This is a genomic window from Niastella yeongjuensis (assembly GCF_900110245.1).
Taxonomy (GTDB): Bacteria; Bacteroidota; Bacteroidia; order Chitinophagales; family Chitinophagaceae; genus Niastella; species Niastella yeongjuensis.
The window spans coordinates 82,995-109,267 of sequence record NZ_FOCZ01000001.1; the positions used below are offsets into that span (position 1 = coordinate 82,995).

Consider the following 26,273-nt stretch of genomic DNA (forward strand, 5'->3'; position numbering starts at 1 on the left):
GCGATAATGAGACATTATTAAAATAACCTAAAAGCATGTATTATACTCAAAATTTGCTGATTGTGGATTCATTCCATGTCCTAATTGAAATATTTACTAAGTTTGAGCCCGCCCAACAATAGAATACGGAAAAATCAAATTTATAACACTTGCTGAAAGAAATCGTTACCGCCATTCAGTCATATGCCAGGGCACATCGCTTTATTCGGGAGCACAAGCTTTGGAAATGGATCATAGTGCCGGGGATCTTTTACACCCTGTTGTTCATAGCGGGTTTTATCTTCTTCTGGGCTTCCAGCAGCCAGGTTGTTTCTGCTTTTAATCACTGGCTGGGCATTGACCGCTGGGTACATTCACAACGCAGCCAAATACTGAGTTTCATATTCCTGATGGGTGAAATTATGGTACGGCTCATTATGATGCTGTTCTATTTCTCCCTGTTCAAATACCTGTTCCTCATTATAGGTTCCCCTATTTTCGCCTACCTGAGCGAAAAAACCGAATCCATTATGGAAGGAAAGGATTTCCCTTTCAGCTTCAAACAGCTGTTTGCCGATATCGTCCGTGGTATTAAACTGGCCCTGCGAAATACGCTGTGGCAATCGGTGTATACCGTTTCGTTACTGATACTTTCTTTTATTCCGGTTGTAGGCTGGGTGGTGCCCGTAACTACTGTACTGGTAGAATGCTATTATTATGGCTTCTCCATGCTGGATTATAGCTGCGAACGCCACCGGTTGTCGCCCAGTGAAAGCATTGCTTTTATTGGCAAACACAAAGGACTGGCCATTGGCAACGGCATGGTGTTTTACCTGATGCACCTGTTGCCTTTTATTGGCTGGGTACTGGCACCGGCGTATGCGGTTGTAGCGGCCACTATTAGTTTGTATCACCGTGATGATAAGATCGGAATGGAATAGAAATACAGCTGTAAGCTATAAGCCGTAAGCTGTAAGCGAATGCAGGCAGCTGGCGGATCCGGCGGGCAAAGCAACTAAGAACTTAGAACTAAAAACAAAGAACTTATCAATTGACTTCTACAAGCACCATATATTTAATTCCTTCTGTGTTGGAGGAATCTGCCACACAAACCATTCCTGCATATGTAAAGGATGCAGTTGGCCAATGCCAGGTATTTTTTGTGGAGAATGAACGCACGGCGCGTCGTTATTTAAAAAGCATCTGGAAAGAAATGGTGATCGATAATTACACCTGGGTGCTGATAGATAAGAGCAATAACGTGGCCACACTTACCGCCTTCAACAGACATTTGAGGGATAATAAAACGATCGGCATCATCAGCGAAGCGGGTTGCCCCGGAATTGCTGATCCTGGTCAGTTATTAACCGATGCGGCCCATGCTGCAGGCGCCACGGTAAAACCGCTGGTAGGTCCCAGCAGCATTTTACTGGCATTAATGGCCAGTGGCATGAACGGTCAGCAGTTTCAGTTTGTAGGTTATTTGCCCATCGATACAACCCAACGCCGGGAAGCCATTAAAGAGCTGGAGGCAGAATCGGCGAAGAAAAATTGTACGCAGGTGTTTATTGAAACGCCTTATAGAAATATCCAGCTGTTGGAGACTTTGATAAAAACAGGCAGGCCCAACACCAAGTTGTGTATTGCGGCAGACATTACGGCGCCTACTGAATACATTCATACCAAAACTTTGGCTGAGTGGAAGAAACAGCTGCCCGATTTACATAAACGGCCTACTATTTTCTGTATGCTGGCGGTATAAGTTCAAAGTTTAAGGTTTAAAATCGGCTCCCCACAAACTTTGAACTTAAAACTTTCAACTGAAAACTATCTGTCTTCCCGCATGGCAAGAATGCTATCAACGATATAAGTGGTATTGCCGCGCCAGGCCACTATATGGTGGTATTCGCGGTAATGCAGGTCGAACCACTTACCACTGTTGGCCATCAGCTTTTCCGCGATACCCTTATTGACAATGGAAAATTCAAATTCATACGATTGTATGCTGCCGGCTGTTCGTGACCGAATGCCTTCCTGGATTAATTTGCCTTCATAGGTTTTGAAGACATCACCTTTCAGCACCACATAATTCAAATGGCCTGATTTCACCCCTTCACCAAACACAAAGAAATATTTCCAGTAAATGATACCTGATGCTACTAATAATAACAGGAGAACAACAATAAGGATGATCTTTTTCATGGTATTGTTTTAGGGAATACTGAACGCTTAACACAAATTAAGCGTTCAGTATCAGGCATTATAAGCCGTATTTATCCACAAGATAGATCAATGCCGCAATAGAAACAGCACCCAGTTCCAGTTCCCGTTTATTCACTGCTTCAAACACATCGCTGCGGGCATGATGGATATCGAAATATCGTTGAGAATCGGGTTGCAACCCGGCCAGTGGTGTACCCAGCTCCCGGTACAATGGACCGATATCTGATCCGCCGCCGCCATTATTGATCTCGCTAATGCCATAGGGCGCCAGCAGAGGCAGCCAGCTGCGTAATTTATTCAGTAATTCGGGTGTCATGGTTACCCCAAAACCACGGGGGGTAAAACCACCTTCATCGCTTTCGAGCGCAAAAATATGTTTCTCTTTTTTATCACGGGCTTCTTCGGCATACTTGCTGCCGCCGCGGGTGCCATTTTCTTCATTGGCAAACAATACCGCCCTGATGGTGCGTTTGGGTTTATACCCAATCGCTTTTAACACCCGTAATATTTCAATTGACTGCACACATCCACTTCCATCATCATGCGCTCCTTCGGCGGGATCCCAGCTATCGAGGTGACCGCCGATGGTTATGATCTGGTCGGGAAATTCGCTGCCGGTGATCTCACCAATGATATTATGCGCAACCGTATCGGACAGCATTTTTCCGTTTGTTTTCAGGAACACAATAAGCGATTCTTTTTCCAGCAATGCCGCCAGCCGGTCAGCATCCTGAAGCCCCATGGCTGCTGCAGGTATTTTGGGGAAAGAATCGTTATAACGGGTTGAACCGGTATGCGGGTTGTTGTCTGCGGAATGGCTCATAGACCGGATCAACACGGCTACGGCCCCATATTTAGCAGCCTGGCTGGGTCCTGCAGCGCGGTAACCTACTGCATCGCGGTAGGCTTCGAACGTTTTAATATAGGTATCGTTGAACCTGGCATTATAGAAAACGATCTTACCTTTTACCGAGGCTTTTTTCTGTTCCAGCTCTTCAAATGAGTTCACCAGCATTACCGGGGCCTGAATGCCTTTGGGTCCGGTTCCAACAGAATTTCCTAATGCCAGTATATCGAGGGGTTGATTTTTTTTACCGGGAGCCATTATCCAGGCTTCGTCTTTTCCACCGCGTACCCAGTGGGGAACCAGGCAGGGTTGTTCAATTACGCGGTCGGCGCCGGCCTGATCCAGGGCTTTATGGCCCCAGGTTTCGGCCTTGTAGGTTTGCGGTGAGCCGCTTAACCGGGCCCCTACCTGTTTGGTAAGCACCCGTAAATTTTCGTAAGCAGTACTGTGGAGGAGTATTTCATCGGCAATGGCCCTTATTTTTAACGAGTCGTCGTTTTGGGCACGGACATTAAAAGCCAGAATTGTTAACACTAGCGTAAACAATTTCAATCTCATGTGCGTTATTTTACGCTAAAATAGTCAAAATGATCCCCCAGACCATTATTGGCCGTTTTAAATTACCTTCACCGTCTTAATTTATAAATCGCAGTATGCGCATTGCAATTGTATGCTATCCTACGTTCGGAGGAAGTGGTGTTTTGGCAACAGAATTGGGCAAAGCACTGGCCGATAAGGGTCACCAGGTTCATTTTATCACGTACCAGCCGCCAGTGAGGTTGAGTGAGTTTAATGCCAATATTTTTTATCATGAGGTACGGGTGCCGAATTATCCGCTGTTCGATTATCCGCCGTATGAAACCGCTTTGGCAAGCACCATGGTAGATGTTATAGTAAATAATAATATCGATCTGTTACATGTGCATTATGCCATCCCTCATGCGTCGGCCGCATATATGGCCAAGAAAATACTGGAAAAACAGGGCAAGATCCTCCCGGTGATCACTACCCTGCACGGTACCGATATTACGCTTGTTGGTAAGGATAAGACCTTTGCGCCGGTGGTTACTTTTTCCATCAATGAAAGCGATGCCATTACGGCCGTATCGCAAAACCTGCGTGATGAAACTTACAACAACTTCAAAATAGAGAAAGAAATCAAGGTCATTCAGAACTTTGTTGATGTGAAGCGCTTTCGCAAAAAGCCCATCGATGCCTTCCGCCGCGTAATTGCGCCGCACAATGAAAAGGTGATCCTGCATGCATCCAACTTCCGTAAACTGAAAAGGGTGACTGATGTGGTAAAGGTGTTTGCCGAGATCATTAAAAAAGTGCCCAGCAAATTATTGTTTGTGGGAGATGGACCCGAACGCCCTGCAGCGGAAAGCCTTGCGCGGGAACTGGGCATCTATGATGAAACCCGTTTTGTTGGCCGGCAGGAACAAATTGAAGAAGTACTGGCCATCAGTGATCTGTTCATATTGCCTTCCGACTATGAGAGCTTTGGACTGGCTGCACTGGAAGCAATGGCCGCCGGCGTTCCGGTGATCAGCAGTAATGCGGGTGGTTTGCCTGAAGTAAATATAGAGGGTGAAACCGGTTACCTGGCTGATGTGGGTGATGTAGAAACCATGGGTATACGCGCTATTGAACTGTTGTCGGATGAAGACAAATTAGACAGATTTAAAGCAAGAGCAGCTGCTCATGCTCGTTTGTTCGATATAGAAACTATTGTTCCCCGGTACGAAGCATTGTATAATCGCTTTTTGCAGAATATAGCGAGCCGGGTATAAATATTCTATCCGTGCCACGGTTTGGAACCGTGGCACGGATTTCTTTTAAAGAGTTTATTTCTTTTTGATCCATTTTGCCGGATCTATGTTGGTTCTTTCCTTCATTAAGATAAACTCGATCTCTCCTTTGCCGTCGCTGGCATTGTCTGCAACTCCTACTATTTGTCCTGCTGTTATTTTATCGTTTTTCGATACGTTCACCGAAGCCAGGTTGGCATATACTGTAAAATACTGGCCATGACGCACCATTACCGAGCGATTGCCTTCTACATTGAATACGCACAATACTTCGCCTTCGTATACAGCCTTTACTTCCGCATTGGTATCGGTAGCCAGGGTTAACCCGGGATTGTTGCCATACACCTCTATACCTGGAATTTTATAAGATCCGAAATGTATTTTCACCGTGGCGTTCTCTACAGGCCAGGGCAGTTTACCCTTGTTGTGTTCAAAACTACCGTTGAGGCGCGCCACTTCGGGTGCTAATTCCACTTCTTTCACCTGCACCTTTTTCTTAGTTATCTTTTTTGAAGTTGTTTTAGACTTCTTTGAAGTGGTTTTGCGGCCGCCACCGGTACCGGTATAAAAATCGGCAGCGATGGCATTTTGTATAGCCAGGCCCAGTTGCCGGTCGGCCTTCTTTTTAGCCGTCAGTTCTTTACTGATTTCCTGTTCCCGGGTTTTAAGGGTTTTTACGGTTTCATTTTTCTCTTTCTTTTCTTCTTCCAGTTCCTGCTTTTGCACCACCTGTTCTTTCACCACCGCATTTTTTTCCCGGCGGGCATTTTCCAATCCGTTAATCTTTCCAGCCAGGATCTTTTGGGTTTTCCTGATGGCCACTACCTGTTCTTCACAGTATTCATGATAAGCACGGAAGTATTGTATTCTTTTGAATGCTTCGGTAAAGGAATGGGCCGATAACATAAAGTTGAGAAAGCCGTAATTGCTGCGCAGTTTATAGGCGGATACAATATTGCGGGCGTATTCTGTCTTCATGGTATTGAGCCGGGTATTCAGGCTGTCGATCTCCATTCTTGACCGGTCAATATTGCCTTCCAGCATATCTATTTGCTCATTAATATTCCTAATGGCCTTTTCGCGCAGGCGAAGTTTTTCCTGCACCATTTCCAACTGGCGTATGCTGGCCCGGGTTCGCTTTTTTGAATCGGTAAGCGAACTCTTCAGCTGATCTATCTGACGCTGCAATTCAACTTGCTGTTGTTTTAAGTCTTCGCTTCTGCCGGATTGTTGAGCCGGCAGTGAGGTCGCAATAGTTAGGGCTGCCAGGGCGGTGGCCATCCATTTCACCATAGGGCTTTCATTGAATAGGGTCAAGGAATAAAAACCCTGACGATGCCGTCAGGGCTTTTTATGAATCTTATCTTTTTATTAACGCAAAAACCTACCTTCTGCGTATCCAGCTTTCAGGATCAAGGTTTCTATTTTCCTGCATCAGCAGAAATTCTATTTCGCCATTGCCATCATCATTGGCAGCAGCGCGACCCAACATCTGGCCACTGCTCACCTTTTGGTCTTTCGATACGCTTACGGATGACAGATTACTATAAACAGTAAAGTATTTACCATGTCGAACCAGTACACTCCAGTTACCATCGATATCGAATATACGCGATACCTCGCCTTCGAACACTGCTTTTACCACGGCACCGGGTTCTGTAGCCAGGGTGATACCGGGGTTATTACCACGAAGTTTGGTGCCTTCGATGGAATAGGTTCCAAAGTGAATCTTTACATTCCCTTTTTCAACCGGCCAGGGTAAGCGCCCCCTGTTACTTTCAAAACTACCACTTATACGGCTGCCTTCGGGAGTGGCTTCAAACACACTTTCCGATTTTTTCACCGGTTCCTTTTTGGGCTCTACCCTGGGTTCGGCTTTGGCTACCGGCGCAGTGGCGGCTGGTGTATTGGCTTTGGCTTCTGCCGCTGCTGCTTTTCTGGCCGCCGCATCTTTTTCTTCTTTTGCTTTTCTTGCCGACTCGGCCGCTGCCGTTCTTTTCGCATTCTCTGCAGCTTCCGCTTCTTCTTTAGCCCTTGCCTCAGCCAGTGCTTTTTCGCGGGCAAGTTTTATTTCCCGGGCAATGGCAGAACCGATGGCTGATTTCAGTTTCTGGTCTGCCCTTTGTTTTGAGGTCAGCTCTTTTGATATTTCCTTTTCCCGGGCTTTGAGTTTGCTCAGAATATCATTCTTTTCCTTTTTCTCGTCTTCCAGTTCTACTTTTTGCTTTTCCTGCTTTTGCAGCACCACATCTTTTTCCTTACGGGAAGTTTCCAATCCCGCGATCTTGTCGTGCAACAACACCTGGGTGTTCTTTATGGTACCAGCCTGTTCTTCGCGGTACAGGCGGTAAGCCCGTAAATACTGCACCCGGCGCAGCGCATCATTAAAGCTGGAAGCTGAGAATATGAAGTTCAGAAAATCGTAGTTGCTGCGATTCTTGTAGGCATACACAATGCTTTTAGCGTATTGCTGCTTCAGGGTATCGAGCTCCGTTTTCAACCGCTCGATCTCATTTTTTGATTTACCAATGGTACCCTCTATATAATTTATCTGCTGATTGATGTTGCCAATGGCCTGTTCGCGCAGGCGCAGTTTTTTCTGCACCATTGTCAGTTGTAACAAGCCGGCCTTGGTATTCTTCTTGGTGTCCTTCAGGGTCGTTTTCAAATCGTCAATTTCACGCTGAATTTCGGCCTGTTTTCTTTTCAGCTCATCGCTGCTGCCCGCTGGTTGTTGTTGGGCAAGCAGGGTAACCGACACCGTAACGGTCAAAAAACAGGTAAACATCATTTTCAGCATACTGAATGATTTTTTAAGTGTTAAACAGTTCGGGTTAGGTCATACCATTGGTTATTTACAGGGATTGGATGGAAGATAGTGTATAACGCTTAATTCCGTTTATAATTTTTTGGAATACTGAATGAAGTATTTAAATCAACGTTAAAATCAAATTGTTTATACTCCATCGTTACATCCAGTTTCTGCTTTTCCGATACTGTGATTTTACGGTAAGTAGAAAACTGAACGCCATTCTTATTCTGGTAATCGCCATAGGTGATATCGGCGGTGCGGGCCCTGATGGGGTCTACATCGTCGAGTTTGCTATGCTGTAAGGTATAGTCGTCTTTGCTTACTGTTAACAGGTGCTTGAAAATGGTCCCCATGCTGATGAGCGAAATGTACCGGTCGTCTTTTTTATAGGAGTTGATATTGCTGTCGAGGAAAATGGGATTGCCTACCAACAGGTTCTGCAGATCGTTAAAGGTGAGGGGGATCTGGATCACTTCCTGCAAAGACTGCACAGACCGCAGCTGGGCTGTTTTCTTGGTTTTGTCGAGAATGATGAGGCTGTCGGGGGTGATCTTTACCCTGAACACTTCAAAGTCGAGTACCGCTCTTACGGAGATCCAGAGCACACTGTCTTTTATATTTTTCACATAAGCGGTGAAATCGTAATTCTTGCCATCACTGCGCTCAAAATGTACTTTGATCTTTGCATTGAAGGTGTTGAATTTTATATTGTTCTGGTGAATAGTATCCCAGATTTTTCTAATATACAGCATGGAGTCGGCGCGGTGGTCAACCACGGGCACTGTTACTGCAGTATCCTTTTTGGAGATGGCTGTTTGAATCGTTTTTGTTGATCTGCAACTGGTAGCTGCAGCCATAATAAGGGTGATAATAACAAGGCCGGAAATATACTTCATTCTTTAGGATTTACCGGTATGGCCAAATCCGCCATCATGGCGTTTGGTTACCGAAATTTCTTTTACGGGTTTCCATTTTACACGTTCTACTTCGTGTACTACCATTTGGGCGATGCGATCGCCAGGGTGTATGGTTTGTGGTTCCTGCGACAGGTTGATGAGTATGATCTTTACCTCGCCGCGATAATCTGCATCAATGGTACCAGGGCTGTTTAAACAGGTAAGTCCCTGTTTTATGGCCAGTCCACTGCGTGGGCGGATCTGCGCTTCGTATCCTGAGGGCAATTCTATGAACAACCCGGTGGGCACTAAAAACCGCTCCAATGGCTTCAGTACAATCGGCGCTTCCAGAAAAGCGCGTATATCCATCCCGGCGGCTTCTTCCGTAGCATATTCGGGCAACGGATTATTCGACTGATTAATTATCCTGACTTTTACTTTTGACATGGGGGCAAAAATAATGTGCTATTGTGACAATATGCTAATATGCTGATACTAATGTGATAATTAGCCAATTGGGGCTAACAGTATAGTTGCGTATGCTACCAGTCCTTCTTCACGGCCAACGAAACCCATTTGCTCAGTGGTAGTGGCTTTTACCGATACATCATCCTGGGTTATTTCCAGGATACCGGCAATCACACTGCGCATTTGATCTGAATACTTTTTGATCTTGGGCGCTTCGAGGCAAATAGACGAATCTACATTTATTACCCGGTAGTTACGGGCCTTTATCAATTCATAACTTTTCTGTAACAGTATTTTGCTGTCGATGTCTTTCCAGGTGTTATCGGTATTGGGGAAATGCACACCAATATCGCCCAGGGCCAGTGCACCCAGCAGCGCATCGCAAATTGCGTGCAACAACACATCGGCATCACTATGCCCCAATGCGCCTTTATGATGGGGAATTTTTACACCACCTATCCAAAGGTCCCTGCCTTCTACCAATTGATGAAAGTCTATTCCAAAACCAATACGCATAATTATTATGTTGAAAATGTACTAATACGTGCAACCCTCCTACCGCCGTTCGGCGGCTTCAGCGGGTAAAAAAAAGCGTCCCGATAAATCGGAACGCTTCAAATATATTCAATTCTATTATAGCGATTTAAGCAAATTATTCGCCATTGATATCATCGAGGTCGAAGATGAGACCAAAACGCAGGGTATTCGACAATGGGTTGCGGTTAACACCTGAGCCGGAAGGCACCAGGTAAGAGAAGTTCAAACCAAACACATTGTATTTAACACCTAAACCAACGGTGAAATATTTACGGTTACCCTTGTCTTTATTTTCATAAAAATAACCGGCGCGGAAAAAGAACTGGTCGCTGTAATTATATTCTGCACCCAGTGAAAATTGAAACTCTTTCAGTTCTTCTTTGAACCCGCCCGGAGCATCGTTGAATGAGCTGAACCAGCTGCTCACGGTACTTTTGCTTCTATAATCAGCCAGTTGCTGGGCATATGATGCAGAGTCAGTCTGATCAAATGAAGATGGTGGTGTTGGCACCAGTAACTTATGTACGTCCAAACCAAAAGTCAGTTTATTCTGCTCGTCGAATGCTTTGGTATAAGTGGTACCGAAGCTTAAGTTGGCAGGGATATAATCTTTCTGGGTTGCATCATTTGTATAACCGATCTTTCCGCCCAGGTTGGTAAGTGTGGCGCCGAAGTTCCAGCCCTGACCAGCTTCATCCTGACCAGTATAGAAGAACGTAAGGTCACCGGCAAATGTGCTACCTGGTTTGTAGGTGGTACCGCTTGAAGCTGCGCCACTGGCCAGGTTTGAATGGATATAGCGGAGGGCGATACCCAAACCGATCTTATCTGATAATTTCCGGGTATAGCCTCCATCGATGCTGAATTCACGGGGACGGCCAGAGCCTAATTCATTACCACCCGCATCGGTGAATTGAATATTACCAAGGCTGAAATAACGCACAGACCCGGCTATAGCAGCCTCGTCATCGAGTTTGTAATAACCAGAAGCGGCCAGCAGGTACACATCATTTAACCCCAGGTCTTTTAACCAGGGGGTATATGTCAATCCCACACTGAACTTCTTTTGGGCAAATGGCACTTTAGCCAGGTTATAGAATGGTGAATTCGCATCAGGACTGGTAGCTACGCCTAAATCGCCCATTGCGCCGGCACGCGCATCAGGGGATATGCGTAAAAAAGGTACCGCAGTTGTAACTACATTTATAGGTTCCGGGGTTTGGGCGTTAGCAGACATTACACCCAACGACAGGAACGTACCTACAGTTAGTTTCAAGAATTTTCGTTTCATTTTTGAATTGTCTTTAAGGTATCAGACCGCTTTCAACGTTCTCCTCATTAGCAGATTGGATAAAGTTTACCCTTGCTTTTGCAATAAAGCCAGTTGTAGCGGAGCAATAAATAATTAAGGGTAAAAATTCCTGTCGATAGATTGGCTAAAATAAGTTATTCAAAAAATTGGGTACGATTACAATATAAACAATTTTTCAAGCTTTTCTGCTGCTTTACCGTCTCCAGTTTGTACTCTCAGGCGGTAAATATACACTCCTCTGCCGATTTTATCACCATATTCATCCCGCCCATTCCATTCACAGTCACTCGAACGGGTTCCGGGCGAAAATATTGTCTTGCGAATGGTTTTTACCAACTTTCCGGTAATAGTATACACTTGTATTTGTATAAGTAGTTCCTCCCCGGGTCTGTTATGCTCGAACCAGAAACTGGTGTGTGTTGTGAACGGATTAGGATAATTCAATACATGATCCAACGCAAAGTTCTGCTGGTTAACCACCCTGAAATCCAAGACAACTTCCCCTGAGTTATTCGCTGCATCCCAGGCTTTTATGGTTAAAGTATGGGATCCGGGCGTCAACAACGGCATTTGAAACCGCACCGAGCCCTGCCGGAAATTATTCAGGTCGGCCTCATAGAACTCATTCAACACATATTCATTTTTTTGATCGTTATCAAGAACTGCTACCAGGTCGTGCCCAATACCCGTTCCCAGAATATTTATACCCGATGAATCGGCCAGTTTTAGTAGTAATACGGGCCGGTCGTTGGTAATACTTCCATTGACAAACTTCTCGTCATTTAAATACGCTTTTATCGACGGACCGAGGGGGTCTGCCACGCCATTTCCTGAACCACCAACGATAATATTGGTTAAAACGCCATTACCATCTTTTGAACCATTATCGCCATAGTAACTGATCTTTCCGTTGCCGTACTGGTAACTGATGTCCTTGGGTACAATAAAACTGAAGGTGAACCGGCCATTGCTCACGCTGGCCTTTCCTTTGAAAAGGATATTTTTTTGCATTTGAACCGGCACCGGCAGGCTGGCTGCATCATTGCCCAGGGTGTTTACAATTTGCGCCTTATCGAAGATGGTGGGGTATATGGTACCATTAAAATCATTGAGGGGGTTGCCGGCGTTATCCTGAACGGTACCGCTGATGGTGTATTCCGACAAAGCTTTTAACGTATCTGGCGTGTTGGTTACTGCATTACCGTTTATGGCAGTAGTTTTTACCTGATAAACAGGAAAAGCAAGGGTAAGGGCCGGATCGCCCAGCAGGGTGAATTTGCGGTTATTCACTACATCGCTGGAAAAATTATAGGTAACGTTTTTGGCTTCCCGTACGGCTTCACCCAGGCTGCGGTAGCTGCTGTCGGCCCTTCTTTGAAAAGCTGTGTTAAGGTAATTCGTATTCATTATCCGGTTGCTGAAGGCAAATACCACACGGGTGGTGGCCATGAGGGCGATGGCGCCGGTTTTTTCGCGCAGCAACAGGTTCTCCCCTATTGAACTTATTAATGGGTTGTCGTAAGGTGCTACATCGCAGGTAGCAGTTATAAACAGTGGCAGTTTGCCGGGATTGTTGAATGAATTGATAATATCCTGATCGAGCACTACTTCTTCTGCCAGCCGGCGGTAACTGCCATGGCCTGAATAGTTCCATACCAGGGTACCACTGTATATTTTATTGTTGATGGCCTGGTTCACTGCAGGGTAGCGGCTCCCAGCAGAACTGCTTTCCTGCGGGAAGGCGTCGAGGTAAATTTTATCTATGTTTTCCTGGGGCGCAGCTGTTGATACTGCCTGCGTCATTGTTTCGGCATCATTCAGGTGCAGGTTATTGTCTTCGTCATCGGCTATAAAAGTGCACTCATTGCGCCAGGGGCCCAGGCTTTTGGGGTCGTTGTACGCCATGATCTTGTCGACCATAGCCTGCGCTTCCCGTTCATTTGTTGCCGGTACGCGGCCAATGCCAATGTCGAGCAGGTTGGTTGCCGTTCCATTGATGTCTTCATTATCGCCCAGGAAACCGAAAAAGTCGTCTGAAGGATAGGTTGATAATGGATCGAGGGAAACGGGGCTTTCCCAACAGGGCACCAGGTTGGTATTGTTGGTGATGCGGGAATGGTAATCGAATGAGGCATCGCCGAAAAGCAGCAGGTATTTGGGTGTTTTGGTTGAATCGCCATTGGCACGGTCGTAATACATTTTTACAAAGTCGCGCAGGGCGGATGGGTCGGGTGAACCGGATGAAAATTCGTTGTACACCTGGTCTACGGTTACTACCAGGCTACTCAGGTTATCGCGCTGCTGGTGATACTGCGCCAGCCGCTGGGCCTGACCTAACAGGATTGGCGTAGTAATAATAATATATTGTGGAATTGTGCTGCCATGCAGGTTCTGATTGGGTACCCGGCCTGCCGAGCCCGGTGTTAAAAAGCCATTGGTTGTGAAGGCAATGTATTCATGCAGGCGGCTGCTTTCATTTACGAACTGCCATTCGCTGCCGTTTAAATTTCCGGCCATTTTTACCGGTTCCAACCCATTGGTTACATCCCATACCTGTAAACCGGCAGTCGCATTTTTTATAATGAAACTGCTTACTTTGCCCGGGCCCACGCTGTTCCAGTCACGGAAGGACAACTGGTTAATGCCATTCATTGACAGGTCTACCCGGGCCAGGATCTCTACCCAATCGAGCCAGCCCTGACTGCCGGCGCTGCCGGGGGTATAATCGAGCCGGACGGAAAGTGGAGTTTGGGTGGTGCTGAAGGTGGCCGATGACTGTGCTGCCGTGGCAAATGCGTCGTATAAACCGGTATTGGTAGCAGGCAGGTTTATTTGCATAGCCGGCTGGCTGTTAATGCTTATTGAAAAGCGGCTATCGGTGTTGAAGGATCGGGCCACACAGGCCGCCCTTACGGTGGCGGCATCTGGCAGGATATTGGGCATGTTCACCGAATAGGTGTGGTTCAATGCCTTGCCGCCATTGGTGGAATATTCGTCCCCGTACCATTGGCGGCCACTGCTGAGGAAGTTGACCGTATCCAGTTCATAAAACCAGTTGCGGGTGCATTGCGTTACGGTAGTATTGGGCGTAAAGGAAACAGATGCGGTTGTTATTCTTTTACCGTTCTGTCCAATAAACAGGTAGTACCACGATGTATCGCTATATATATTCTTTTGATGGTAAAAGGTTTTGTTGATGGAATCTTTTGTCCAGGTATGTGGCCCGGCTGCATAAAAGAGCAGGTAATCTGCCCCATTCAGCTGGCCATCGCCGCCATCTTCCGCCCAGATGGCATTTTCAACCAGGTCGTCGGGCACAGTGTTCAATGGTTTTTCGGGCAACATTTGTCCGCCATTTCCATATAGCTTTACCCCCGAAGTGGTAAGTCCAGACGTATTTATGCCAAGGGAAGCGAGGAACGGGAGGTCAATTTTGTAGATACCGGGAGTAGTTGTACTTATTTTATACCAATTACCCATCGCCAATACAGAATTGGCCGTATATGAACGTTGAGACAGGACCTGCATACTGGTCATGATAAGGATGCCCGCCATCATAAGGTGGATAAAAGGTCTACAGTGCATGGTGGTCAAAAATAGTTCATTTTACACCATGTACCCCGGCGGAACGAAGTACCGGGGAAAAAATAATCCTGCACCCCAATGGACCCGGCTCAATTATTGAATAGTGGAAAACACGGATAAAAACCCATAGTGGTTTTGGCATTTTAACTAGTCTAAAACGTCTGTGCAACAGGTTGTTTTACTAAAAACAGGTATATTCGCCATCCCTATAGTTTTTGTGGAAAAGCAAATCAAAAAGAGATACAATATTTGAATTGTAATAGCGTTTAACCAAATTGAACTAAAGGCAAAAGTCATCAAAATGAATTTGAAAAACCTATTTATCGTATTATCCTGCGCAGCCGCGGTAACTGCCTGTAAGTCCAACAAGAAAGAGAAATCTGACGTTACTGGTTGGAACTACAATGACAAAAACATGGGCGGATACCAGGTATCCCGCGAGAAGGAACAACGTACTGGTCCCGGACTGGTATTTGTTCAGGGCGGTACCTTTACCATGGGCGCCACAGAAGAAGATGTTATGGGGGACTGGAATAACATTCCTACCCGTAAAACAGTAAACTCATTTTACATCGACCGTACCGAGGTGGCAAACATTCACTACCGTGAATATTTGTACTGGGTAAACACGGTTTTTGATGGTGATGAATATAAAGATGTACGTTCCGCTGCATTGCCCGATACCCTGGTATGGCGCAGTGAGCTGGCTTACAACGAGCCTTTGGTTGAATACTACTTCCGCCACCCTTCTTACAACTACTATCCGGTAGTAGGTGTAACCTGGAGACAGGCTCATGACTTTTGTTTATGGCGCAGCGATCGCGTAAACGAAAAAGCTTTATACGACAAAGGCTTTATCAATAAAACAGCTCTTAAGAACTTACAAGGCCAGGGTGCTGAGAATTTTAATACCAAAGCATATTTGCTTGGTTTAACTACTCCTACCCCAGGTAACCAGGTTCGTTCTAAAAAGAACCCTTTAAAGAACCCGAACGGTACTCCAAGAACTCAGGTAACTTTCGAAGACGGTATCCTGTTACCGAACTACCGTCTCCCAACAGAAGCTGAGTGGGAATACGCTGCGATGGGCTTAGTTGGTCAAAACCCGAACCCCAGCCAGAAAGAAGGCAAACGTGGTGAGGAGTTGATCACTAACAAACAGGTATTTGCCTGGACTAATAACGTAAACGGTCTGCGTGATAGCCGCCGTGGTCAATGGCAAGGTACTTTCCTCGCTAACTTCAAACGCGGTAATGGTGATAACATGGGTGTGGCCGGTGGTTTGAACGACCGCGCTGTATACACTGCACCGGTTACTTCGTTCTTCCCCAACTCATTTGGTATCTATAACATGTCAGGTAACGTGAGCGAGTGGACTGGTGACGTTTACCGTCCGCTGTCACCCACCGATAATGATGACGTATCTCCTTATCGTGGTAACCGTTATCAGAATGTTTATAAGAATAAAGATGGTGAGTTTGAAAAAGACAGCGTAGGTCACGTTAAAACTACCTACGTAACTGACGAAGAGAGCAAAAACCGCCGTAACTATCAGAAAGGTAATGTTATCAACTATATGGATGGTGACTCACTGATCTCTGGTATTGGTTATGGTGAAACAGATATCGATAAAAACAGAGCAGTTGGCCGTGGTTACGGTATGACTACTTTGATCAGCGATAAATCACGTGTAATTAAAGGTGGTAGCTGGAACGATCGTCCATACTGGTTAAGTCCTGGTACACGTCGTTTCCTTGAAGAAGATCAAGGTAGCTCTACTGTAGGTTTCCGTTGCGCAATGGATCGCCTGGGTAGCCCTGAAGGTAATGGCCGTAAAACCGGTATCAATTACCCCACAAGACGCCAAAACACCAGAAAACGATAAATGGTTTTTCAAATTCTTACAAAAAGCCTCTCGACTTCGTCGGGAGGCTTTTTGTTTTTGGGGAGGTTGTGAACCCCGCCAACTTTATTACATTTGTCATATGACCATTGATCAACTTTACAACATATACCGGCAATATCCTTCAGTACAAACCGATACCCGGAAACTGAAATCAGGCGATCTTTTTTTTGCATTGAAAGGACCCAATTTTAACGGTAATCAATTTGCTTCGGTAGCGCTCGAGGCAGGTTCAGCTTACGCCGTGGTTGACGATCCCGGCCTGGCAGGTACCGATAGCCGTATTATTGTTGTTGACGATGTGCTCACCACCCTGCAGCAACTGGCCAAACACCATCGCCAGCAGTTTAATATCCCCTTTATTGCCATCACCGGCAGTAACGGTAAAACAACTACCAAGGAACTGGTACATGCTGTTCTTTCCACCGGTTATAAAACCTATACTACCCAGGGCAACCTGAATAACCATATCGGTATTCCCCTCACTATTTTGTCGGTAAAAGACGATGCAGAGATGGCCGTGATTGAAATGGGTGCCAATCACCTGGGGGAAATTGCCAGCTATTGCGAATATACCCTGCCTACCCATGGCATTATCACCAATTGCGGTAAAGCCCACCTGGAAGGATTTGGCAGCATTGAAGGCGTTCGTAAAGGCAAAGGCGAGTTGTACGATTATTTACGCGAATATGGCGGTACCGTGTTTGCCATGTGGGATTATGACTACCTGCACACCATGAGCAAAGGCATTGCCACCATAGTAAAATATGGTACTATCAATACAGCTGATGTACAGGGTGCTGTACAGCAAAGCGAGCCTTTCCTGACTGTTTCCATTTCAAAGGGCGTTCATATACCCATTGTAAAAACGCAGCTGGTGGGCGCTTATAACCTGCCTAATGTACTGGTGGCTATAACAGCCGGTAAATACTTTAATATTCCCGATGAAAAGATACGGGCCTCTATTGAACATTATACCCCTTCAAATAGCCGCTCACAGTTGATTGAAAAAGATGGCAATAAATTTATTCTGGATGCCTACAATGCCAATCCTACCAGCATGCGGGCCGCAATAGAAAACTTTGCCAACATACAATCTGACAACAAGGTATTGATGCTGGGTGGTATGGCCGAACTGGGTGCCGAAAGCCTGCAGGAACATGAGGGTATTATCAACCTCATAAAACAACACCACTGGAAAGCGGTAGTATTGGTGGGTGGTGATTTCCTGAAGCTCGACCATCCCTATATTAAAATGGTCAACTCCATAGAAGCAGCCGCCTGGTTTAAAGAACAATCCTTTACCGATACGTATTTTCTGATCAAGGGATCGCGCAGTATGCAGATGGAGAAGGTTCTTAGTTCTTAATTCAGAGGCTGGCCGCGTCGCGGCTCTATGCCTTCTGCCATCTGCCATTTAAAAAGCATGTTCCATATGCAGTTCCTGCACTTCGTACAGCAATTGCCGTTGCCGCACTTCTTTCTGATGCAGCCAGTGCATTTGCAGGTTTCGTAAAATATGCTGTTCTTCGTCGTTACACTTATTGATATAACTGGGTTGCAGCAACGAAATGGCCAGGCATTGATCATTAAAATCGCCCAGGGAAGAAGCCATATCGTTTAAGTCCTTCTCGCTCATAAAGCCCTGGAAGGAGAGCGGCATGTCCCTGTCTTTTTCGAAGATGCGGATGCAGTAGATGATGTCCTTTATTTGTTTGCGAATGGAATGCAGGTCTTTTTCGTTATCAGCTGCCAGCAGTAAAATATGAATAGCAGCTATTTTCTGATGCATGAATTGTTTAACGGTATCCTCCTGTAACTGGCGTGGTAATTCCTTTATGATGCCCTGTAGCATTCTTTTGAAGTGCATGGTTTCAATGGCATGTACGGTTTGCTCCTTATAAGTTAGCACCTGACGGTGCCAGCGGTGTAAACAATCCGGCAGCTTTTCTGCAATACCTTCTTCGTATATTTTGGCCATAAAAAGTTGCCAGTCCCTAACGGTACCACAATGGTGATAGAGCGATTTCAGCTTATCGGGAATGTGTAGTTGTCCCGCCTCTTTTTCCAATTGCACCAACCGTAAAAAGGCCCGTACTTTTTTATAATTCACCCGCAGGTCATGAATATCTTCTTCTTCGAAAGCCCCCGGCAGTTTGGTGCTGTGTTTTTCAATGTAATTGATGTGTTTTTCAACCACCTGTTCCAACGCCTCCCTTTTCATATACCAATTTTACATAAGTTACGAATTTCTGAGGGGTTGGTAAAAAAACAAACGGGTTGGAGAACCAACCCGTTACCAGCTCAATTTTTAAAACTTTTTATTATGAAAAAGAATCAGCATTAAAGTTAATCTACTAATTAGGCTTTTACTATGATAGCAGGCATTCAAATGAATGATTATGGTCACTGCTATTTTTAACAATTCTCGAGAGCCTGACGAATGTCAGCAATAATATCGTCTACATGCTCGAGGCCCACAGAAATTCTGATCAGACCCGGGGTAATGTTAACCGCCTGTCTTTCAGCTTCGGTCAATTTTGCATGCGTAGTACTGGCCGGGTGCGAGGCAATACTTTTTGTATCGCCCAGGTTGGCCGTTAACGATAACATTTTCAAACTATCCAAAAACTTACGGCCGCTTTCCAAACCACCAGCCAGTTCAAAGCAAACAATACCACCACCATTTTTCATTTGCTTCAGGGCAATACGATGTTGGGGATGACTGGGCAAAAAGGGATACTTCACATACCTGATCTTTGGATGTCCTTCCAGGGCTTTGGCCAGTTGCAGGGCATTGTTGCCATGGCGCTCCATACGCACATCGAGGGTTTCGAGGCTTTTGCTCAATACCCAGGCATTGAAAGGCGACAAGGCGGGGCCGGTACTGCGGCAAAACAAATAAATATCTTTAATGAGGGCTTTTTTGCCCACTATAACGCCGCCGAGCACCCGTCCCTGGCCATCGATCCACTTGGTGGCAGAATGTACTACCAGGTCGGCTCCAAAGTCAATGGGACGCTGATTTACCGGGGTGGCAAAACAGTTGTCGACATTTAAAAGCAGGTTGTATTTTTTGGCAACGGCTGAAGCGGCTTCCAGGTCAACGAGCTCAAGCCCGGGATTGGTAGGCGTTTCTATATAGAACATTTTGGTATTGGGCTTAATTGCCTTTTCCCATTCTTCCGGTTTATCGGCCGGTACATAGGTATACTCAATCCCGAACTTCGGGAGGTATTTGGTGATAACGGTATGGGTGCTGCCGAAAATGGCATTGCAGCTCAGCAGGTGATCGCCACTTTTCAACAGGGCCATGAAAGAGCCAAAAATAGCGGCCATACCCGATGAGGTAGCAAAACCGGCTTCAGCACCTTCGAGGGCCACCATTCGATCTATAAACTCCTGTACCGAGGGATTACTGAAACGACTGTAGATGTTATCGTCGGTTTCATCGGCAAAAGCAGCCCGCATATCTTCAGCATTATCGAAGCAGAAACTGCTGGTCAAGAACATGGGGGAAGAATGTTCCATTTCATTGGTACGGTCGGTTTGAATGCGTATTGCTTTGCTTATTGGATGCATGATCTTAGTTCGTTAGTTATTGAGTTTGTTAGTTGTCAATCCTTTGCTGAATAGCACGCTGAACCCTGAAGTGAGTGACACAACAGGCGATGATAGTAGTGCTATCGCCGGCTCCCCAAAAAATATTTACACTTTCTTAAGCCTTCTGACTTTGGTTTACCCGTACTTCCCATTTAAGGTCTCCCCCAGCGCGACGCAGGGTTTCGGCCACGGAGCAATATTTGTCCATCGACAGCTCGCAGGCGCGTTTGGCTTTGTCGGGATCGATATTTCCGGTGAGTTCGAATACGATGGTAACGTCTTTCCAGATGGAGGGTTCTTTACCGGCTTCGCGCTCCCCTTCTATTTTCATGCTGAACCCTTCGATGGTTTGCCGCTGTTTTTTCAGAATGCTCACAATATCGATGCCGCTACAGCCGCCCAGGCCCATTAGCAGCATTTGCATTGGCCGAACGCCAAAATTAGTTCCGCCGCCCTCAACACTGGTATCCATGCGCACGGTATGCCCATTAGCGTCTTTCGCTTCAAATCCATAATCTCCGTCGACCCTTTCCAATTCAATTTTTATCATGGTAAAGATTTTTGCAAATGTAATTCATGCAGGCATTTACTTTGCACCCTTAATTATTAGCCAGGGGCCAATGAAGCAATTTGAATATAACAGACCTTTCAAACTCGAAAACGGGCAGGAACTGCCTTCATTAACCATTGCATATCATACTTATGGGACGTTAAATGCCGAAAAAAACAACGTAATATGGGTATGTCATGCACTTACCGCCAACTCCGATGCAGCCGACTGGTGGCAGGGAGTAGTTGGATCCGGCTGTGTAATTAACCCCGAAACGCACTTTATTGTTTGCGCCAATATACTGGGTAGTTGTTACGGAACCACCGGACCATTGAGTATCAATTCTTTAACTGGAAAGCCCTGGTTACATGAGTTTCCGCTGATCACCATCCGCGATATGGTGAATGCCCATATTTTACTTCGGAAACACCTGGGAATCGATTCCATTCACCTCCTTATGGGGGGAAGCATGGGTGGTTACCAGGCCATGGAATGGACTATTTTGGAAAAAGACGTGATCAAAAACCTGTTTTTACTGGCCACCTCCCCCGCCGAGAGCGCCTGGGGTATTGCCATACACGCCACCCAACGCCTGGCCATTGAAGCCGACTGCACCTGGCAACAGGATACCCCTGAAGCCGGACAAAAAGGCCTGAAGGCAGCCCGCGCCGTTGGGATGCTCACCTACCGCAACTATGGCATTATGGTGCAAAAACAAACCGATAGCGATACAGAGAAATTAAATGATTATAAAGCGGCCTCCTACATCAATTACCAGGGCGATAAACTGGTAAAGCGTTTTAATGCCTACAGCTACTGGATGCTTACCAAGGCCCTGGACACCCATCAAATAGCCCGCGGCCGTGGCGGCAATGTGGAAGCCGTGCTGCAAAGCATTCAACAACGCACACTGCTTATAGGCATCAGCAGCGACATCTTATGCCCGCTCACAGAACAACGCCATATGCAGGAACACCTGCCCAACTGTACACTGGTTGAAATTGACAGCGTTTATGGCCATGATGGGTTTATGGTGGAAGTGGAAAAGATCGGGAAAGTGTTGCAGGGATGGCTGGGGTAGTGTGGAACAGTGCTAATCCAGATGATCAAACCAATGCAGGCGGCACCTTGGGCTCTGCTAAAATGACGAATCAATTGACGCCTAAAAACAACAACGTTCGGGTTAAACCTGATACGATAAAAATGCCTAATGATACCCTGATCATAAAAAATTAAGGTAATTGCTTTTTGACATCAGTCCCTTTACCATACAACACAAAGATCAACGTTCCGGCTACTCCAAATACGGCAGCTGTAAAGAGATTAAAAGCGGGGCTCATCTTCCAGATAAAACCACCAAGGAAGGCAGCAAATGAAACTATAAAATCACGTATAAAATAGTATAACCCATAAGCCCTTGCCTTTGCTTCTTTTGGGCACAGGTCAAGGATGATCGCCTTTCGGGTTGGTTCGCCAAACTCTTTCAGTCCACGTATGACAAAGGCAACAATAAGCGCCACAAAACTTTTACTGAAGAACAGCACCACCGGAAAAATAGTAAAGAATAAAAACGTGATCACCACAAAAGGTTTTCGTTCTACTCTATCTGAAAAGCTGGCTACCGGTATATAGATCAATGCTGCCGTTATCATTTCAATTGCGGTAAGCAATCCAAACTGCTCCGGTGATACTTTTATAATATCCAAACACCAGATTACCACAAACACATAAGGGATTTGTTCACAAAAGCGGATCAGGATATCAGACACCAACAGGTTCTTTAACCGCACATCCATTTGCCGCCACAAGGCAACCGGATGAATGGGTTGATATGGAGCGGCTGCAGTGTCTTTGATAAATAATTGCAACACCATTCCCAGCAAACAAAAAACCAGGGAGATAATAAACGCGGTTTTTATTCCAGCAACCAACCCATACGATGTGATCAGGAAACCGCCAACTATTGGTCCCACAGCCATTGGTATTCGCCTGATAATAGCATGCATGGAAATGCCCATGGCTGTCTTTGAACTTCCCAACGACTTAGCTATAAGCGACATGCTTGCCGGTAATGAGATCGCGCTCCATGCTGAGAAGAAGATCATTCCAATAAAAACAGCTATCCAGTTGGTAAAGAAAATCGCAACCAGGTATCCAGCTATAGCCGTCAGATTAAAAAGCAGAAACGACCGCCGGTGCCCTAACCTATCGGCCATGTAACCACCCGGCAGGGACCAGAACGCATTCAGGATATTCTGCAAAAAACCCAGCGCCCCAATAATAAGCGTAGTAGCACCAATACCTTCGAGGTATTTGGGCAGGAACCGGTCCCACAACTTTTCACCGGTGAGCATTAAGAGGGTGAGGCCAAAGAGATAAACAACACTTCTTTTTAACCCAAGGAATTCAGTCAACTTGCGAATAGTAGTATTTGAGGTCATGAGAATAAAGCTATAGAGCGATTTTGGAGAGAAATGGGTTTAAAAAAGAACCCCCGACGTTTTCGTCGGGGGTTTACTATTAAAACATGCCTGATCTATACTTTTTACTTCAACAAACCATCGATCGTAAACGCTACATAATACAAACCACCAATGGTTGGTCCGCCAGCGTATTGGATATAACGGTGGTTCAGCAGATTGGCGCCACCGGCTTTGATGCTGGCATTTACTTTTGGCACGCGATAAGTTACCTGTGCATCGATCGTTTGGTAAGCGGAAATGGTGCCGGTTACCAGCGGGCTCTCCCACAGGAATGAATCCTGCCAGCGCCATACTACATTAAACCCTACATTCTTGAACACTTCGCGGTTTCCAAACGACAGGTTGGTTGACCATTTTGGGGTATTGAACCCGGTTACAAAGATGTCGTCGGTTTTGTTTGATTTCATTTGGTTGAAACTCAAATTACCGGCTACGGTATATTTCTTAAAGAAGTTCCAGGTTACGCCTAATGCTGATCCATAGTTGTAATAAGCGTTCTTGGCATTGGTGTATACGCGATAACGTTCCTGTCCTTTGCTGGCTGAATTACCGGTAGTAGCGTCAGCTTTAGACACATCGCGGTTACGATCGAGCATGGCGATAACAGCTGCATCTGACCCCACCGTTTCACCAATAGGCACAAACACCTGCACCTGTCCCAGAAAGCCTACATATTTGTTGGTATAGGCATCCACATCGACGATGAGGGTATTATCCAGTAAAACGCTTTTATAACCTACCTCAAATGAAGTGATTTGCTCGGGTCGCGCTTTTGGTAGGTTAGCCCATTGCAGCAGATCGCGGTTGGCCAGTGCGGCGGCATCGCTGTTACCTTGTGATGCTACGGCTGCGTTAAAATTAACTACCGATTGCTGAGTGTAACTGTTTTCCAGGTAGCCCAATCCTTCGTTTATATAAGATAAGCTGCCCACGCGTTTTACACGGCCATTGTTTACATATGACAACGCTTCAAACAGGGCCGGGAAGCGGTATCCTTGTTGGTAAGTGAAGCGGAAATTGTGTCGTTGATTGGCAGTATATACGGCTGCCAAACGAGGAGTAAATTTGGGATCAAACTCGGGATTGTAATCATAGCGTAATGATCCAAACAATTTCAATTTATCATTGAAGAAGGTTTTGGTAACCTGCGCAAAGCCGCCGAATTTTTTATAGTATACATTGCTACCAAAATCGCTGCTATCAGGCACTTTGCCATCTACCATCACCGGTTTGTTCCGGTCTGAAATGGGGCGTGAGAAATCAACGAAATTATTTCCATCGGGGATCACTTCGTAAATACGGGCATCGGCGCCAATCAGCAGGTCAAATGCTTTAGTGTACTTCGACAGGTCCCACTGTGCTTCGGTGTGGTACATGCGGCTTTTTTGTACCAGGGCCGCACCACCGGTGGCGGGTGCGTCGGGAATGGTGCTTGATTTTATGTCCCAGTTATTGATCTTGGTAATGGTGTTCTTCAATGCATCAAATTCAGGTGTACCAGGCTCAACGCGACCGGCATCTGCTTTACCACGGGCATATGCATTGGCCGCTGCCAGGTTATCGGAAGTTAAATTGCCGCCATTGTTTGCCGCATATTCTTGTAAGGCATTTTTATATTTAGTTGCCCAGGCTGTTTGTGAACCACCACTCGCCAGGTCAAGGTTATCGGCCAGTGGTTTTACGTTATAGGAGTCGCCGGTATTTTCTAATGATACGTAACTACGGATCACGTAATTGCTTCCTTTCAATTCGAGGTGATGGTTCTGCACTTTCACATTATCAAGCCGGATCTTGTTACCGCGTTGAAACACGCCGTCCATCTGTCCAAACCGGTAAGAATAAGACAACTCTGCATTTTCGGTTAGTCGGTAATGTGCCGCCAGGTCAACTTTCAGGTTGCTCACCTTGGGACTAACCAGGTCGGTTTCCCAGTAACCAGTACGTACTACACGCAAAGTTTGATTGGGTTTGTTATCAATCGTTAAACCGCTGATAGCAGATGTATTACTTCCTGCCAGCGCATCATCGCCATATTTATTCCAGCCGTCGAAGGCTGCGTTGTTCTCTCCGTTTAGTGAGGGGAAGTTAGGGTTTGCGCTTTTCAGGTTGTTAGGGTTTTGATCGAGACGGGTATTGGAGCGCCAGTCGATCCCCTGCATATAGCCTACGTTTACCTTGAAGGCAAATTTATTATGGAACAATGCTTTCGCATACCGGATAGCTGATTCGGTTAATAACGCAGGTGAATGATCGATGCCATCAACATGATTAACACCTGTTTTATGATAGAGGCTCAATCCCTGGCTATTGAAAGGGTTTTTCGTGAGCAGGTTAGCCATCCCGTTGATCGCATTCATACCATACAAAGCCGAAGCGGCTCCGGGTGTAATTTCAACGCTTTGAATATCCAATTCGGTGGGACCAATGGCATTACCGAGCGGAACGCCTAAAGTGGCGGCCTGCATATCTACCCCATCAACCAGCTGCATAAAGCGAAAGTTGTTTGGAATATTAAAGCCACGGGTATTGGGCACTTTAAAAGTTAAACTGGAAGTGGTCATTTGTACGCCCTTTACATTTTCCAGGGCATCGTAGAAGTTAGGCGCCGGGGTTTCTTTTATGGCCCGGATATCCAGCTTTTGAATGGCTACCGGCGATTTCAGAATGCTTTCCGGTACACGCGATGCAGTAACTACTACTTCATTCCCCAATACGGTTTGCGTTACCATGGCTACCTGTAATTTGGAACCGAGACTTTTTACTTCCAGCTCCTGTGGTTTAAACCCTACTGAAGTAAAAACCAGGGTAAAGGGTAACTTTTGCTTGGTACGTAATATAAAGCTGCCTGAATTATCGGTAATGGTGCCCGTTACCGAGCCTTTTATCTGTACACTTACATCTGATAAGGGTTCATTCTTTTCGTGATTGATCACAGTACCGGAAATCTCGATCAACGCTACGGTTTGGGATATAGCTGTAGAACACACCAACAGGGCCATTGACGCCAAAACGCCATATTTCAGTTTATTAAAGCGGTTCAATTTTGTGAAGAGGCCGTTGTACAAGGTTTTGGTCACAAGCAACCAGCCTGTTGGTTTTGCTGTTTTCATTGTTCTTTGGTTTATTCATTCATATTAGCCTATTATTTTAATAGACTATAAGGTTATAATAAAACCCCGGTTTGTTTTCGGGGTGTGCATCTGGCCAAATAAACATGTCCATTAATTTACTAGACTATCTGAGCCTTTAAAAATCCCGGCTGGT

General features: G+C 45.8%; 21 protein-coding genes. 7 read left to right on the forward strand and 14 right to left on the reverse strand.

The window, feature by feature from the left end:
- Positions 1-149: 149 nt before the first annotated feature.
- Positions 150-920, forward strand: coding sequence for an EI24 domain-containing protein (locus BMX95_RS00415; protein ID WP_081199684.1), 771 nt, complete (start codon positions 150-152; stop codon positions 918-920).
- Between the two features lie 146 nt (positions 921-1,066).
- On the forward strand, positions 1,067-1,741 hold the full coding sequence (locus tag BMX95_RS00420; protein WP_242673104.1) for an SAM-dependent methyltransferase: 675 nt from the start codon (positions 1,067-1,069) through the stop codon (positions 1,739-1,741).
- 65 nt (positions 1,742-1,806) lie between these two features.
- Here the strand turns inward: BMX95_RS00420 and BMX95_RS00425 are convergent, their stop codons facing one another.
- Both BMX95_RS00425 and BMX95_RS00430 read right to left on the reverse strand, forming a co-directional pair.
- Positions 1,807-2,181 (reverse strand): hypothetical protein, encoded by a 375-nt coding sequence (locus tag BMX95_RS00425; protein WP_081199680.1) that lies wholly within the window; start codon positions 2,179-2,181, stop codon positions 1,807-1,809.
- A gap of 58 nt (positions 2,182-2,239) precedes the next feature.
- The gene (locus BMX95_RS00430) at positions 2,240-3,607 is read right to left on the reverse strand and encodes a M20/M25/M40 family metallo-hydrolase (RefSeq protein WP_081199678.1); all 1,368 of its coding nucleotides are present in this window, start codon (positions 3,605-3,607) and stop codon (positions 2,240-2,242) included.
- Positions 3,608-3,702: 95 nt separating this feature from the next.
- On the opposite strand from BMX95_RS00430, the gene bshA reads away from it, so the two are divergent.
- Positions 3,703-4,842 carry an N-acetyl-alpha-D-glucosaminyl L-malate synthase BshA gene (gene bshA / locus BMX95_RS00435; protein ID WP_081199676.1) on the forward strand — a complete coding sequence of 380 codons (1,140 nt, stop codon included), beginning with the start codon at positions 3,703-3,705 and terminating at the stop codon, positions 4,840-4,842.
- Positions 4,843-4,896: 54 nt separating this feature from the next.
- Here the strand turns inward: bshA and BMX95_RS00440 are convergent, their stop codons facing one another.
- From BMX95_RS00440 to porU, 7 genes are all read right to left on the reverse strand, one after another.
- The gene (locus BMX95_RS00440; RefSeq protein ID WP_081199674.1) at positions 4,897-6,153 is read right to left on the reverse strand and encodes a murein hydrolase activator EnvC family protein; all 1,257 of its coding nucleotides are present in this window, start codon (positions 6,151-6,153) and stop codon (positions 4,897-4,899) included.
- 91 nt (positions 6,154-6,244) lie between these two features.
- Positions 6,245-7,660, reverse strand: coding sequence for a murein hydrolase activator EnvC family protein (locus BMX95_RS00445; protein ID WP_081199672.1), 1,416 nt, complete (start codon positions 7,658-7,660; stop codon positions 6,245-6,247).
- An 89-nt stretch (positions 7,661-7,749) separates the two neighbouring features.
- The gene (lolB1, locus tag BMX95_RS00450; protein WP_081199670.1) at positions 7,750-8,568 is read right to left on the reverse strand and encodes a lipoprotein insertase outer membrane protein LolB1; all 819 of its coding nucleotides are present in this window, start codon (positions 8,566-8,568) and stop codon (positions 7,750-7,752) included.
- Positions 8,569-8,571: 3 nt separating this feature from the next.
- Positions 8,572-9,015: a dUTP diphosphatase gene (gene dut, locus BMX95_RS00455; RefSeq protein ID WP_081199668.1), complete on the reverse strand. Its 444-nt coding sequence runs from the start codon at positions 9,013-9,015 to the stop codon at positions 8,572-8,574.
- 60 nt (positions 9,016-9,075) lie between these two features.
- Complete coding sequence (gene ispF / locus BMX95_RS00460) at positions 9,076-9,552, reverse strand: 2-C-methyl-D-erythritol 2,4-cyclodiphosphate synthase (protein ID WP_090519251.1); 477 nt, start codon at positions 9,550-9,552, stop codon at positions 9,076-9,078.
- A gap of 136 nt (positions 9,553-9,688) precedes the next feature.
- A complete protein-coding gene (gene porV / locus BMX95_RS00465; RefSeq protein ID WP_081199664.1) occupies positions 9,689-10,864 on the reverse strand; it encodes a type IX secretion system outer membrane channel protein PorV in 1,176 nt (391 codons plus the stop codon).
- 177 nt (positions 10,865-11,041) lie between these two features.
- Positions 11,042-14,413 carry a type IX secretion system sortase PorU gene (gene porU / locus BMX95_RS00470; RefSeq protein ID WP_165758892.1) on the reverse strand — a complete coding sequence of 1,124 codons (3,372 nt, stop codon included), beginning with the start codon at positions 14,411-14,413 and terminating at the stop codon, positions 11,042-11,044.
- Positions 14,414-14,771: 358 nt separating this feature from the next.
- Here porU and BMX95_RS00475 point away from each other — a divergent pair, with 358 nt between their 5' ends.
- The gene (locus BMX95_RS00475) at positions 14,772-16,355 is read left to right on the forward strand and encodes an SUMF1/EgtB/PvdO family nonheme iron enzyme (protein WP_081199660.1); all 1,584 of its coding nucleotides are present in this window, start codon (positions 14,772-14,774) and stop codon (positions 16,353-16,355) included.
- A 100-nt stretch (positions 16,356-16,455) separates the two neighbouring features.
- Complete coding sequence (locus tag BMX95_RS00480; RefSeq protein WP_081199658.1) at positions 16,456-17,742, forward strand: UDP-N-acetylmuramoyl-tripeptide--D-alanyl-D-alanine ligase; 1,287 nt, start codon at positions 16,456-16,458, stop codon at positions 17,740-17,742.
- A 48-nt stretch (positions 17,743-17,790) separates the two neighbouring features.
- Here the strand turns inward: BMX95_RS00480 and BMX95_RS00485 are convergent, their stop codons facing one another.
- The 3 genes from BMX95_RS00485 to BMX95_RS00495 form a co-directional block, all read right to left on the reverse strand.
- Complete coding sequence (locus BMX95_RS00485; protein ID WP_081199656.1) at positions 17,791-18,597, reverse strand: CHAD domain-containing protein; 807 nt, start codon at positions 18,595-18,597, stop codon at positions 17,791-17,793.
- 194 nt (positions 18,598-18,791) lie between these two features.
- Entirely contained in the window at positions 18,792-19,955 is a 1,164-nt protein-coding gene (locus BMX95_RS00490) for an O-succinylhomoserine sulfhydrylase (protein WP_177193669.1), read from the reverse strand.
- Positions 19,956-20,091: 136 nt separating this feature from the next.
- Positions 20,092-20,526 (reverse strand): OsmC family protein, encoded by a 435-nt coding sequence (locus BMX95_RS00495; protein WP_081199651.1) that lies wholly within the window; start codon positions 20,524-20,526, stop codon positions 20,092-20,094.
- A gap of 70 nt (positions 20,527-20,596) precedes the next feature.
- On the opposite strand from BMX95_RS00495, the gene metX reads away from it, so the two are divergent.
- Positions 20,597-21,607, forward strand: coding sequence for a homoserine O-acetyltransferase MetX (gene metX / locus BMX95_RS00500; RefSeq protein ID WP_081199929.1), 1,011 nt, complete (start codon positions 20,597-20,599; stop codon positions 21,605-21,607).
- Positions 21,595-21,762 carry a hypothetical protein gene (locus BMX95_RS34775; RefSeq protein WP_165758891.1) on the forward strand — a complete coding sequence of 56 codons (168 nt, stop codon included), beginning with the start codon at positions 21,595-21,597 and terminating at the stop codon, positions 21,760-21,762. The genes metX and BMX95_RS34775 overlap by 13 nt, the downstream gene beginning before the upstream one ends.
- Here the strand turns inward: BMX95_RS34775 and BMX95_RS00505 are convergent.
- Together BMX95_RS00505 and BMX95_RS00510 are read right to left on the reverse strand one after the other, a co-directional pair.
- Positions 21,759-22,967 carry an MFS transporter gene (locus tag BMX95_RS00505; RefSeq protein ID WP_081199649.1) on the reverse strand — a complete coding sequence of 403 codons (1,209 nt, stop codon included), beginning with the start codon at positions 22,965-22,967 and terminating at the stop codon, positions 21,759-21,761. The genes BMX95_RS34775 and BMX95_RS00505 overlap by 4 nt on opposite strands.
- Positions 22,968-23,071: 104 nt before the next feature.
- A complete protein-coding gene (locus BMX95_RS00510; protein ID WP_242673103.1) occupies positions 23,072-26,119 on the reverse strand; it encodes a TonB-dependent receptor in 3,048 nt (1,015 codons plus the stop codon).
- Positions 26,120-26,273: the final 154 nt, after the last annotated feature.